Below are 12993 nucleotides of genomic sequence, written 5' to 3' on the forward strand. Positions count from 1 at the left end.
GCCTCCATTTTATGAAGTAATTTACGCCGCCAGCGCCGCCAGATATTGGCTGTTGGCCGGATAGCGAAAGTTTGCAGACAGGGTTGCAACCGCATGGATCGAAGGACTAGACCATGCGCCCTGGCGACCGGTAATGGTCACGTACCGCAGTTCGAACTCATACTCGCCGACATCATCAATGATGAATCCGGTCGCTGAGCTTGCGCCGGGATCAACGGCGATCGTCGCCCACGATGTGTCGGTTACCGCTCGGCCTCGAGCCTCGATAATCAAGGCGTCTGATGGAGACGCATTAAACGTCAACATCGCTCTTGATGCGGTAGCGCCGCCAAACGTGACCGTCTGAATGGTTACCGCTAATCCGGTCGGAACCGGAATCGTCCTGTCGACCGTAGTGACCTCCGAGATCGGCGGAGTGCCTTCTTCGCTTGCAGCATCCCAAGCATAGGCCGCCGATGGCATCGATTGCACTTGTAGTGACACACCGGTCAGGATTCCGCCTTCGCCTATGACGAATTTGAAATCCTGAATTTCGAACACCTCATTGATGTTGAACAGCGGATAGGCAATGCGTACGAACCGCTTGCCGAATACGGCCATTGCGCGGAGGTTGCACTGAAACACGCCCACCCAAGACGGATTGGCGCGGTATGCCTCAAGCTTCATCAGCCGTCGCGCCTGGCTGTGCGAAGGCGCCATGTTGAACTGCTTGTCGACAGGAATTTCGCCGCGAAGGGCAACATCTGCCTCGTCAATCCACTGGTCTGCGTCGGTCGACTGATAGTCGTGGAAGGGTGATGTGTATGTTGCCCGAATGATGTTTGCCGTGGTCAAGACATCGCGACCGCGAGCCACTTCCGAAAAGCCGGTTATGGCGTCGGCATCGAGTGTCACAGTCGGCTCGGTCCACGTACCGATATCTAGTGTTAGGCCTCCGTCCGCGGTCGGGACAAGTCGACCATCGCAGGCCGCCGTCATGCGTGACAGAACGTCCGCTGGACGTTCATTCAGTTGATAGGATCCCCAAATGCGGTAGCGCTTCTCTGTGCCGCCGGCATTTACCGCAACAGCCTCATTGCAACGATTGTAGGCCGCAAGCCAACCGGCCACCGCAAGCGGCGTACTCACGATGCTGGCAGGCAAGCGCATGCCGTCAGCGTGCGTGAGATAATCGCGGACGATATCGGCGGCGTTCTCGGACCAAATGTTGGTCGAGGTGCCGAGGCTGTAAACGATGGATCCGCGCACCACCACACGATAAAGCGTGTTGATGATATTCGGGAAAATAGTTGAGATCTGATCAGACCCCACCGCGACTTGCACAGCGTATAGGGATGACACGCCGTCGCCGCGATGGCTCGAATCCCATGCCGCAAAATGCGACGTCAGGTCTGCGTAGGACGTTTCCGTTGGCAGTCCTAGACGCGACGATATGTACGCCTTGCCGTAGTACGGCGCCGAAGTAACAGCCCTTGTAGAGGGATCCACAGTGGCCAGGTTGTCGTCAATCCAGTATTCCTCGATTGCGTCGAGTTGACCGGTGCCGAGCGCAATGACCTTGAACAGAGCGCCGTTCTTGCTCTCGACAAAAGCCCACGGTCCCGACGCTTTGACGCGGCCATAGTGCCGAATGCGTGCCGCCACCGGATTCTTGACTGATGTCTGCACGTCCTGCGGCTTCGGTGGGTCGGGCCGAAACAGCGAGCTCGCCAGATACGAAAGGCCAATCGATACGCCGATCTGAATTGCACCCACCACGGCAGGCACGAGAATACCAAGCGCGGCACCGCTCGCTCCAACCGCCGTAAGCGCGAGCAGGACGAGATCTGTTAGAGGGTCTTTTCTTGCCCCTTGCGCTACAATTCCGCTATCGCCAGTAATGACATTGTGCCACCTCCGATTCATACAGACCAAGCCTTCCAAAATGCACTTACTGGCGCGCCGACAAGTCCGTCTCTTCCACGCGAGAACCAGAAGGCTCCTGCGTGAATGGCGACGCCAACCTTGCCGTCAAACAGTGCTAGCCCGATATCACCGGGTTGCGGATTCGTGGTTCGTGCGACGCTTGCTTTGCGTAGCGCTCTATTGATGCGAGCCGGTAGCGAGTACGGGCGCGATAGGCATTCTTCGGCATCGGCAGCCGTGCGGTCCCATTCATCAAATAGGGTGAGCGGAGAAATGCATCGAACCTTTTGCACCCACCTATCTACTGTGCTGCAGCAGTCCGTCACTCCCCACACAAAGGGCCTTGCAGATTCAGATGCAACATAAGCCTGAACCGCCGCGAGCCGTTCGGCTTCGGTCATGACGCCTCGCAATGTATTAGTAGAGCCTAATAATCCGGGTAGGTGATCGTCTTAATGAGGATCGAACTTACAAACCCGAAGAACTTGTCACCAGGCGAGCGCGCCTGCTGGTCTCTGTCGGTATATCTGCCCCATTTTGGACGACTGCGATTGAAGAACGCATTCTCCGCCGTGATGGCGATCGACTGCACAGCGCCGTCAAGACCACTCATCTCTGTGCGGCTGATTTTGGGTGGTTGCATAAACCCGTGGAATATTGCGATCGGATATCCGACCGGTGCCCAGTCTTCACCAAAAAGCTGCAAATAAATGGTGGCTAATTGCTGATCAACTGATGGCGTATTTTCCAGAGCTTTCGCCAGAAAAGGCAGCGCCTGATCCGAGAGACCGTCGACCGAAATGGTTACGCTATCGCTTGCCCCGCTACCCGATAAGCCCAGGCCTTCGATTTGGCCAATGCCTCGCATTGGGAGCCATGTATTGCCATCTAGCGTGGTGAGTTCCGTATAACCATTCCACGCGCGCTCAACACCGCTGGCGAAATCGAAGCGAACCAAAAGGCTTACTCGCACAGTGCTTGCCGCGAGTAAGTCGAGCTGATCTGCGGTGAAGAAGTCGCTCATCACAGATCCTCGACAAATTGCACAGATGGCGTTCCCCACTTGCGCATCGCAAGCTCGAGGTCCATGCCGCCGTCGTTCAGTAGGCGCATGCGGCAAATTGGGCTATCAAACTCGAGCCTACCGCCGGCCGTCACAGCCTCTCGCAGCGGCGGGCGGATTGTCATCGTGCCGGTAACGGCATCAAACGTTCGAATGCGATAGAGCCTTTCCGAAATGGAGAAGTGCTGGCCTGGCTGGACGTCGCCAGCATAGTTCACCGTTACCATCAGCGTCGTTGCGCGCGCTGCGGCGTTGGCCGCAGCCACAACATCGATAACGGTCCCAACGTATCCGGTATCATCATCGAAAAACGCCAAGTCACTGTGCGGCACCTCGTCATACAAGCCAGCCGCAACGGCACCGGCTGGCACCGGCTGGTAGGCACGGCAAAGCGGTATGAGGATCGATCCCATCCGCCCATCAAGCAGCGCCGCAACAGCTCGGTGCGCCAGTACGGCTTGGCGCGATTTGACTATTACCGAACCGAACGTGGCCTTCCAGATTCCGGCCGAACTGGATATGACTTGGGTCGCACCGCTAATGGATGCCGGCCCCGCAAGGGACCGGCTATCGAGATCGAAGGCAACGTTCTGTACGCGAAGGACGTCTTCCGGCCAACGAATTGTCATAGGCTTTCCTTTGGCTTCGAGTGGCTAGAGATTCCGAGTTTGCGCGTTTGCAATCAGGCTTGGCATTTGGCCCTTCACCGCCTTCGTACTGCGCTGCACGGCTATCTCAACGATTGTTCCGGAGTGCGTCCTGATTCTTTGGTCGGCGACATCAGCCATTCGGCCGCTGTCATCCTGAAGCACCAAGCGCACGGTGTCGTTCGAGCTACCACTGCGCCCCGGTATTCGGCCGGGCATCGACGGTAGGGGTATCGGCCCGCCGACTATCCCGCCTGTCGCGTAGCCACGCCTGCGCATACCATCGACCCGCTGAGGACCGCCCCATCGCCTTACGTCATCCTGGCTCCAGACGACTTCGCCCTTGTGGACGATACCGGCTGGTTCGTTCTTGCCGCCATTGCCGGTGTAGCCGCCATCGGCAAACAAGAACGAAAATATGCTGCCAAGGATGCCGCTGCCGGGTTTGCTCCCCTTGGGGCCATCAAAGATGTTATTGAGCGCCACCTCAAGCAGCTTGTCGGCCACCTTACCCAACGCGTTAGACAACGCCTCGGATGCCGTCTTACCGGCCTGCAAGTCCTTGATGAAGCCACCAAGCACGTCCTTGCCCAGCGCCGAGGACTCGGCCATCTTCTGGCTTAGTATCTCAACGCCTTGCTGCATTTTGTTGCGCGCGGCGTCTGCAACGGCGTATTTCTCGGCAAGCGCATCGATCTTGGCGGCATATTCCGGTGTGATCTCTACACCTGCCGCCATGGCGTCATTGATGAGCTTCTGCTTGATCTCGGCCTTGGACTGGGCATAGCCATAGTCGTTGATGAGCGGATTTACGAGGCCAAGTGCGGCAGCCTCCTTGTTTAGGAGATCGATCTGCGCTTGCGTCTCGGTCAGGTTCCGGCCGAACTTATCCTGTCCTTCGACTGCCTTCTTGACGCCAGAAGGCGAGCCGCCAAGAAAAGTTAGCGCCTCAGTGTTGCGGCGATCCTTGTTGATCCCGCCATTGTCGGCGCCAAGCCCGCGAATGGCCTGAACAACCGTCGCCTGGTTGCCAGTCTTAATGGCGGCAACGATGCGCTCCGGCAGGCTACCGTAATTATAGGCGATGGACGTCAGGGCGGCCTGTTGCTTCGGATCAAAGCTATTGAAGGTGTCTGCGCCGATCTTGTCCTTGATTGCGCTCTGGAAGTCACCTATGCGGCGAAGAAGGTCACGATCGGCATCAGCCAGTGAAACTACCGTGCCTGACGTAACCGCGGAATGACCGCCAGACATATCCGTAGTGGACTCTGAGCCATAGCCTACACGATAACGATTGACATCCCAATAGGCCTTCGATCGGAAACCTTCAAAGTCCTTTATCAAATCTGCCGCTGTCGTCACGCTCGCTGTAGTCTGCTTTGCGATATCTTCGGCCGCAAGTTCCTTAGCCGCCTGGATCTTCGCGGCAGCATCGGTGATGGCAATGCCAACCTTCTGCGCTGCTGTCTCTATCTCCTTGGCGCGCACATCAATTTGCTTTTGAAGCGTGCTGGCCGACTCGGCATTGCGTTGGTCAAAGAACGCCTTTGACTTGTCGTTCTCGTGCTGCATAGCCCATCCGGCATTCTCCGGATCCGGCGCGCCAACGCCAATATCAACACCAGCCTTTCGCGCCTTAGCGAGGGCTTCGACCTTCTGAAGTTTGTCCAAGAGATCGTCGAAAACGCTGAGGAGCCGACTGTACATCGGATCATCCCCAAACATGTCGCGCAGCGCTTCCTTAGCCTTCTTGGCGCTAATCTCGCCTTTATCTAACCCCGACTGGAGAGCATCAAAGCTCGCGACCACATCCGGCTTCAACTCGACAATAGAGGATCGGAAATCGGAGAAGGCGCCGTCCAGCGCCTCAATCTCCTTATGCGCAGGAGTGAACTGGTCCTGCATATCGTTGACCATCTTGCCGAACGTGTCGGGAAAGCCAAGAAGCAGATTAGGGTCGACGTTTTCGTTAAAGGCCCTGCGACCAGTCGCTCCGCCAGTTCCGGGTAGAAGGTTTCCGATTTTCTCAAGGTTCTCAACGATAGTCGCTAGCGCCTTGACGCCCGGACTATTGGCAATCTGATCGAGCGCCGTGGACAGCCCATTGATGGCCCCAACAAGATCCGTCCCGAGGAACTGCTTGACCGCGTCACCAGCGCCAGACACTTCGGCCATCTTGCCGACAAAAGCTGTGAGCGCATTACCAACAAGCGTAAGATTGTTGCCAATGGTTGCCTGCGTGGCGTCGAACGCCTTATCGATCAGCGGTTTTGAATCAAGGATTGCCTTGAACACGCGATCGACGGACAGCTTGCCGTCCGCACCAAGCTGCTTGAGGCCACCGATCGTGGTCTTGAATTCGTTGGCGATCGCTTGAGCAATAAGCGGTGCGTTCTCGCGGATAGAGCGCAGTTCGTCGCCCTGGAGGATGCCGCTCGATAGCGCCTGGCTAAGCTGCAGAATGCCTGCCGCCTGCTCACTTGCCTCGGCGCCGCCAGCCTTGAACGCCTTGTTGACGATCTCGGTTGCTGTCGCCACCTCCTGCTCATTCTTGGCAACGCCGGCAGTAGCCCGGAGAAGCTTCGCGTAAAGGTCCACCGTCTCCGTAAGACCGGAACGCGTGTCGGTCGCAATTTGATTGATGGCGTCCAAGGATCGCGCCGACCGACCACTAACAACTGACGATGCTGCGATCTTGTTGCCGGCCTCGGTCCATGCGTCGGCATATTCCTTGATCTTGTCGACCGCGAACGCGCCAGCGAATCCAGCCGCGCCAGCCTTTAGGCCATCTATGCCCTCGCTCAGGCCACCGAACGATAGCTTGCCGAACGACAATCCCTCATCCAGTTTCTTGTTTGTGTCTGTAAACTGGCGCTGAATGTCCGTAAGCTGTTTCTTAGCCGTCTGATTGGCCTTGCTGAGGGCCTTCTCAAATTTGGTGGTCTGCGCCTCAAGCGATACGACCAACCGCTCCAAATCAGTTGCCATATAACCCACCGATCATGCTGGCGGCGTAACATGAACGCGCGCAACACAGTTTTTTGTTGTTGCTGGTTTGATTGTTGCCGGTCACGTTCTCAGCGAACGCGCCGGACACGGCGATGTCTATGGCTTGGATGCAGGCGACACAGCAAACGAAGCTGCCCGGACGCCAAATGATATCAGTGCGGCCACAGCAGACTGCCGAACAGATTACGCCAACGTCGGCACCTAAAACCCCACGATACCCAGCGCCTCTAACCGATCATCCGAGATCGTGCCACCCTTAGGCTTAGCTCCGTTGGCCTCCGCATATCCTTGCGTGGCGTCAACGAACTCTAGTAGCGTCATGGCGCCTATGGGCTGGTGAAGTACGCCGGCCCATTTGTAAATTTCGCCCCAACGTAGCTTCCCCCGCGGCAGCGGCTTTAGTCCTCCGCTGCCGCCCTCTGTTCCCCCGCATCGCTATCTCCCTCCTCGCTGAATAGTGTATGCGTGAGGATCGCGCGTGCCAGGAGGACGTGCTTTACGCCAAAGTCTTCCTCGATGTGGCGCCGCACAAGTTTGCGCGCATCTTCCTTGTCTATCCCGCCACCCTCAAGCGCGAGACGGATGGTTGACACAACATCATCCACCCGCCATTCGCCGTTCGTGAGCCTGGATAGAATAAACGCCGGCCCGGCGTCACACCGATCTTGCAAGGCGCGCAAAAGATCGATGGTAAGAAGAAACGAGTGCTCTCCACCGGCCCAAGTTATGTCTACTCCTCTAGCCACGTTGCGCCCCTAATTACGGCTTGTCAGTAAGCGTCGGGCTGCCATCGAAGTGCAGTTCAATGCTTGCCGTGACCTTCTTGCCCTTGGTGCGGGTGTTGTCCAACTTGGAAAGCAGAGCGGGGCCGGATTCTGTCTCAATGTCTCCAGAAGCGGCTGCCGTGTCACGCAGACGTACATTCTTGGACGCAGCCGAATAGAACCACTGCTTGAGTGAATCTTGGCTTGACCTGGCCCAAATGCCTGTGGCTGAGACGGACACATCGATCGAGCGCACCTGCTTCTCAATGCTGAGAGGCTTGCTCTCGTCGTCGCAATCCGGGATTTCCGAAGTATCAACCGTGGCCGCGCGCGTAATGGTCACATCGGTCATGCCGCAGATCGGGGTATAGATGCCGCTGCCCGAAACGAGCTCGACATCGAGGATCATTTCCTCATACTTTTCGGTAACGGGAGTCGCCATGTTTGGCCCTTTTCCAATTAAAAAGGCCGCTCTCTGGCGGCCGGTTATCTGTGGTGGTGGTTTTGATTACTCAGCCTTGTGGCGCTTGCCTGGCGGCTTCGTTTCCTGCGCCTTGCCAGCCGCTATAGCGGCGTTGACGAGGTCGCGAGGATGGTTCTGTGGCTCCGGACTGGCCTCAACCACAAAGGCCAGGGCTTGCCGTGGGCGTCGGTCGTAATGGAACCTATCGGTAAAGATCGCCCACACGTCATGTCTCTTCGATGAGCGCCGTGACGGTAACGATGCCGTGCGAGGTTAGCCCATCAGGATCCCTGACATACCGCATAGACGGGACGCGAATTTCGACGAGTGCATTCTCAGTCGGAATGTCAAAATTTGCCTCGTGCAATACCGCTTTGATGCGATCCCCAATCTGCTTGCATACCGGGAAGCCAACCGAGCGACTCCACACATCCAACTGGAATGTGTGCGTGCCGGAAACTATGCAACCTTCGTCGTCCTCGGCGTAATCGTGAGGACCGAAGCTGACATAGGCTGATTTTGGGTCAGCGAACGCCGTGGTGGATGGCGGTGGCTGGTCCCACACGCCGTTTATCATTGCCGTAAGCAGAGCGTCGGCCTTAAGCGCGTTCAGGATAAGGTCTTGCAGGTCTAGTGCCGGACTGCCCATCATTACCTCGTGATTGCGCGATCCTCAGGCCTTGGCGCCATCCTTGAGGCCCTTTGATATGGCGCGAGTTATTGCTGCCTTGGCGGCACGCTTATTGGCCCGATAGATCGGATAGAAGAACGGGTGCGCCGGCATGTTCTGCGTGCCGAACTCTTGGAACCATGCGTAGAACTCGTCCCCGCCGCCCGCAAAAATGCTTATCCGAAGGCCGGTTGTGTTCTTGCCTTGTTTGAACGTTCGGCTGCCCTTGCCGCCGCCCGTGGTGACGCGACCAATTGTCATCGTCCCCTTCGGCGCATTGCCCCAGCACCAGCTGATGCTCATCTGAAGATCGCCGCTATCGACTGGCGCGTGCCGCTTCATCTGCGCGACTATCTTGTCAGCCTGCGCAGCCAAAACCGTTCGCACCTGGTTGTAGACCCTTTCGGGAATTGCCTTAGTCAGCTTGCGGTTTAGATTGGCGAGGCCTTGTGCAATGTCGGCCAATGGGCACTCCTAATCGGCCACTCCGCTTTCGCAAAGGAACTCGAGATAGCCACGATTGTCGCTCAGGCGCGGCTCTTCGCGGATGGCAAATTCCTGCCCGTCGCGATCATTGACAACGCGCCAGTCGTTCGTGATCTGTCTTGCCTGTTCGCTTTTGCGAATCATGAAGGTCACGTACTTGTGCCCCGTTAGCCGGCCAGCCATCACTGCCTCACCGGCCCCACGGAGGATCCACTTGCGGTTTCCGGCTTGCGAAAACTGAAATTGCCAGTCGGCCACGGTGTTTCCGTGGCCGTCTTCAATGTCAACGCGCCTGTAAAACGAAAGGCGCTGATCTAGCTGTCCAGCGCCATTTGCCATTACGCGAGCGGCACGCCAGGGAATTCGATGTCGACGTTAAGCACGGTCGTGCTGGCACCGATGCCGAGCAGGAGCGTGTAGTCGCCGGTCACATTGTCCGCGACCGGACGAATGCCGCCCGGCGTACCAGACAGGTAATAAGCGACACCGGCAAGGATAGCGGCGCCGATCGTAACCGGACCCTTGGTGACAACCGCGATTGGCTGGCCATTGGAGGCGCCGTTAAGCGCAATGCCTACCGCGTTGCGTACGGCAGCCGTAGCCGAATTCGTATCAGCCAAACCGTACTTGCCAGTTGTCGGGTCGAGATACACAACCTGGCCGGCAGTGATGGTGGCGCCAGCGGTGCCGCGGGCGATAGTGGCAGTGTTGCCCGCAACGACGCTCGCAGCGGCAATGGTCAAATCGGCCAAAGAGGCCTCCTATCGAGTTGGATTGTAATTTTGTTGACGCCGTGGATCGAATTCTGGCCGGCGACGTCGGTGCCGAGTCGAAGCGATCAAGTCAGAAGCGACAGCACATATGTGAACAGCGAAGTCGGATCGACGCTGACTGGGTTGCTGCGTCCATGGCTGATCAGCCTCTCAAACGGACGACTAAACAACGGCGCGAAGGGCGATCTACCGAACCTAGGCACTGAACACCCCGCAAACGCCGCCAGCAACGCGAGAGAAGCGATAGGTGCCAGGCGCCGAGATCATCAGCACGGGCTCGCCCGACGTCAGGCGACCTCCGGTCTGGTTATAGGCTGAGGCATCATCCTTGAGCGAAACCAGAACGATGGCGTTTTGGTCGGCCACACCCTTGAGGCCAACCGTAATCGGAGTGCCGGCGGCAACCGTCACATCGCCGGAGTTTGCGGCAGTCGAGCCTGTCGCTAGGAGTTCTGCGGCTGCCATTTAGGCCACCGGCTTCGTCGCGGCGTGGCCGAGCAGGATGGAGGCGCCGTAGACTGCGCCTGTGGTCGCGCCGGCAACGGTGGCGGCAACGCGCAGAAAAGGCTTCTTGCCGAGGTAACCAACCTTGTAGGTTTTACTCGCGGTGCCGGCTGAACTCACGACCGGCTTGGTGCCCTGAAGCAGCCCAGCCGCCACCGATGCAAACGTCGAGTTGTCGTCGGAATCCTGAATGTCGAACGTGTGAGTGCCGTCCGTCCAAGCACCAACGCCGATAACGGCGACAGCGCCTTCGAATCCGTTTAAGCCCACGCCAGTACCGTTGGCCGAGGCCGTGCGTGCGGCAGGCGCAAGCGACTGCGCAAAGCCCGCGTCGTTGTATAGATCGCGCATTGTTTATCCTTGCGGCAATGCCGCGGTTAGTAATATCTGTGATTGCTCAGCAGCGAATCGAACGACGTCCAATCCGCGTCTGGCGCGCTCTCGCGGTTCTCATAAAGATCAGCAAGACGCATCAAAATCGCGTGCTTGACTGCTGGCTCAACAGGGTCGAAGCCGACAACGACGGTTAGTGAGATCAGCGAGCCGGGCTGGATAGGCGGCCACGCCTGGCCGTACTTCAGCACAATAGCGTCGCCGCGCAATTCATAGACCGTAGTGGCAAGCGTTTGCGTGCTACCAGTTCTGTCCGTGTACCCCACCGACACCACCGACTGCGCTGGCCTTACCGGTAGATGCGCAAAGTCGCACCAGCCTTCTGCCTCTGTCGCAACGGTCTGCGTCGCAAGATATGCGCCGCAATATTTCTCAGCATGATTCCGAGCGGCTGCAATAATGCCAGTCAGACTGTCGTCATCGTCGTCAAAGTCGACGTGGACTTGCCGCTTTGCCTCAACTAGTGAGACCGGCTCGCTGGTTGGCGCTACCGTCACCTTCGGCGGGTACCACATTTTTGGTGCGCCTCCCGCGCCGTTCTGTCGCCGGTAAAGCAACCGCGCGTTCAATCTTGGTTTCCGCAACCGGATCGGCAAACTCCGCAGCAATGAGGCGCAATGCCTCATCCCGCGGGAAGTCGCGCTCGTCGCCAGGCACTAGACAGTAGGCCGATCCAGACAAGCCGACGAGCATACGAACCAGCATTAGCCAGCGCTTACCGTCACAGTGCCGGCGTTGTTCCAAAGCGCGCCAACGACATGCGGGTCGGCAGTCGGCAGCGTGACGATAACTGTGCCGCCGCTTTCGATAGTGATCTTCCCGCCGTTGGCAACAACGAGTTCGTCGCCGCCAAGCTTGTGGTAAACTTTGGTGTTGTATGAAGTATCGGGCATAGGCCGTTCTCCTTGTAGGGTTGGGGCGCCCTATCGAGCGCCCCGTAACGATTAGCTTACGCCTGTGCCAGATATTTCACGGCGTTGGCATCGAGGAGTTCGCCATCGAAGCGGATCAGGCCGGCGATCCCGAGATTCGGCCAGAATCTTTCCCTGAGTACCCCAATTACAGGAGCGCCCACTTTTCGGCACCAGTACTTGGAAAAGTCGCCGAACAGCATCGTCTTGTTGCCGGTGGCCAGGGTGCTCATTGCCTGGTTAATGCTGTAGTTATATCCGACGATGTTGCTAGCAACGCCGTTCTGAATGTTGCCCATCTGCCAAATATATTCACCCTCGCCGTTCTTCAGTTTACGAAGAGCAGAGAGCGTGAGGTCGTGGAACATGAATCGCACCTTTGGCGACTCGCGATAGGCAGGGTCGACCGCGTGTACGAGATCGATGACCTCGTCAAAGGTGACCGCATTCGTTGCCGCAGCGGTCTTGCCAAGGCTGGCTGCGGTGACGATACCGTGCGGCGCGGATGTGCCGGTGCCCGTGGTGAGCTGTGCGTTGGCAAGACGGCCAAGGCGCTCGCCAAGCAGATCGGCAAGAACGGCTTCCATCGCAAATATGGAATCGGCCGCCAACTGCCAGGAGAATTTCACGAACTTCGTATTGAAGTCATAAGCCTCGATCTGCTTCTGGCCAAACGTGACGTCGGCCGAGCCGTCGTCGGTCAGGTCCGCGCCTTCCGTGCCTGCGACGCCAGTGTTGCCGGTGTCGTCAGTCGTCGGAATCGGCAGTGCGATGCCGGACGAGGTGTTCAGTTCGCTGACGATAGTGGCGTCATACATCGGGCCGAAGGCCTTCATGGAGCGCACGAGCATGCTCTGCAGCTCGACCGGGACGGTGTAGCCGCCAGCAGTGTTGGATCCGCCGGTCTGAACGCGCTTTTCAATGTCCACAACACCAGCGCGCAGGATGGTGCGCTCTTCGGCGCTAAGGTCTTCAAGTGATGCGCCCGCGGCGAGATACTTGTAGAACACCGAACGATATTCCGGCTTGTCGCTATCGGATTGGCCGCGCTGCTCGGTGTCATCACCGATCGGACGCCTGGCCCTCCGCTCTTCCTCGGCCGCCTTGTTGATGCGCTCTTCGGCAGCCACCGTACGCTGCTCGCGCTCGATGTCCTTCTCGACCTTGTCGAAGTCGGCCATGATCGTGTCGTGGCGATTTTCGAGCTCGGCAGCGCGGGCCTGGTCGGTGTTATTCTTGATGGCATCAAGCGCCTCGCGCGCCTGCGCGACCAGTTTGCCGCGCTTTTCCTGCATTTCCCTGAGGGTCATGTCGTACCTTTAAGCAATAGAAGCCCGCCTCCGCGCACGGCGGAGCCAACGAGCCAGTCTTGGTTTGAATGGCGGACTGCGCCGCCCTCCGGACT

Annotated in this window: 16 protein-coding genes; all 16 read right to left on the reverse strand. The window is 58.0% G+C overall.

Features of this window, described 5'->3' with window-relative positions:
- Positions 1–21: 21 nt before the first annotated feature.
- The 16 genes from ACWTU9_RS15310 to ACWTU9_RS15385 all read right to left on the reverse strand — a co-directional run bounded on the left by ACWTU9_RS15310 (position 22) and on the right by ACWTU9_RS15385 (position 12898).
- Positions 22–1905 (reverse strand): fibronectin type III domain-containing protein, encoded by a 1884-nt coding sequence (locus tag ACWTU9_RS15310; protein WP_455859002.1) that lies wholly within the window; start codon positions 1903–1905, stop codon positions 22–24.
- Positions 1902–2306, reverse strand: a complete 405-nt coding sequence (locus tag ACWTU9_RS15315) for a DUF6950 family protein (protein WP_455859003.1) — start codon at positions 2304–2306, stop codon at positions 1902–1904. The genes ACWTU9_RS15310 and ACWTU9_RS15315 overlap by 4 nt, the downstream gene beginning before the upstream one ends.
- A gap of 26 nt (positions 2307–2332) precedes the next feature.
- Positions 2333–2929 (reverse strand): hypothetical protein, encoded by a 597-nt coding sequence (locus tag ACWTU9_RS15320; protein ID WP_455859004.1) that lies wholly within the window; start codon positions 2927–2929, stop codon positions 2333–2335.
- Entirely contained in the window at positions 2929–3597 is a 669-nt protein-coding gene (locus ACWTU9_RS15325; protein ID WP_455859005.1) for a hypothetical protein, read from the reverse strand. Before ACWTU9_RS15325 ends, ACWTU9_RS15320 begins: the two co-directional genes overlap by 1 nt.
- A gap of 24 nt (positions 3598–3621) precedes the next feature.
- Positions 3622–6603 (reverse strand): tape measure protein, encoded by a 2982-nt coding sequence (locus ACWTU9_RS15330; protein WP_455859006.1) that lies wholly within the window; start codon positions 6601–6603, stop codon positions 3622–3624.
- Between the two features lie 419 nt (positions 6604–7022).
- Entirely contained in the window at positions 7023–7370 is a 348-nt protein-coding gene (locus tag ACWTU9_RS15335) for a gene transfer agent family protein (RefSeq protein WP_455859007.1), read from the reverse strand.
- 13 nt (positions 7371–7383) lie between these two features.
- Positions 7384–7830: a phage tail tube protein gene (locus ACWTU9_RS15340; protein WP_455859008.1), complete on the reverse strand. Its 447-nt coding sequence runs from the start codon at positions 7828–7830 to the stop codon at positions 7384–7386.
- A 247-nt stretch (positions 7831–8077) separates the two neighbouring features.
- Positions 8078–8500: a DUF3168 domain-containing protein gene (locus tag ACWTU9_RS15345; RefSeq protein ID WP_455859009.1), complete on the reverse strand. Its 423-nt coding sequence runs from the start codon at positions 8498–8500 to the stop codon at positions 8078–8080.
- Between the two features lie 24 nt (positions 8501–8524).
- A complete protein-coding gene (locus ACWTU9_RS15350) occupies positions 8525–8986 on the reverse strand; it encodes an HK97-gp10 family putative phage morphogenesis protein (RefSeq protein ID WP_455859010.1) in 462 nt (153 codons plus the stop codon).
- A gap of 9 nt (positions 8987–8995) precedes the next feature.
- The gene (locus ACWTU9_RS15355; RefSeq protein WP_455859011.1) at positions 8996–9346 is read right to left on the reverse strand and encodes a head-tail adaptor protein; all 351 of its coding nucleotides are present in this window, start codon (positions 9344–9346) and stop codon (positions 8996–8998) included.
- Positions 9346–9759 carry a hypothetical protein gene (locus tag ACWTU9_RS15360; protein ID WP_455859012.1) on the reverse strand — a complete coding sequence of 138 codons (414 nt, stop codon included), beginning with the start codon at positions 9757–9759 and terminating at the stop codon, positions 9346–9348. Before ACWTU9_RS15360 ends, ACWTU9_RS15355 begins: the two co-directional genes overlap by 1 nt.
- Before the next feature lie 216 nt (positions 9760–9975).
- Positions 9976–10245, reverse strand: coding sequence for a hypothetical protein (locus ACWTU9_RS15365; RefSeq protein WP_455859013.1), 270 nt, complete (start codon positions 10243–10245; stop codon positions 9976–9978).
- Positions 10246–10635: a hypothetical protein gene (locus ACWTU9_RS15370; RefSeq protein WP_455859014.1), complete on the reverse strand. Its 390-nt coding sequence runs from the start codon at positions 10633–10635 to the stop codon at positions 10246–10248.
- A 26-nt stretch (positions 10636–10661) separates the two neighbouring features.
- On the reverse strand, positions 10662–11246 hold the full coding sequence (locus tag ACWTU9_RS15375; protein WP_455859015.1) for a head-tail connector protein: 585 nt from the start codon (positions 11244–11246) through the stop codon (positions 10662–10664).
- A 135-nt stretch (positions 11247–11381) separates the two neighbouring features.
- Positions 11382–11570, reverse strand: coding sequence for a hypothetical protein (locus tag ACWTU9_RS15380; RefSeq protein WP_455859016.1), 189 nt, complete (start codon positions 11568–11570; stop codon positions 11382–11384).
- A gap of 56 nt (positions 11571–11626) precedes the next feature.
- Positions 11627–12898 carry a phage major capsid protein gene (locus ACWTU9_RS15385; protein ID WP_455859017.1) on the reverse strand — a complete coding sequence of 424 codons (1272 nt, stop codon included), beginning with the start codon at positions 12896–12898 and terminating at the stop codon, positions 11627–11629.
- Between the last annotated feature and the right edge of the window lie 95 nt (positions 12899–12993).

Source organism: Mesorhizobium sp. 128a (assembly GCF_053848025.1).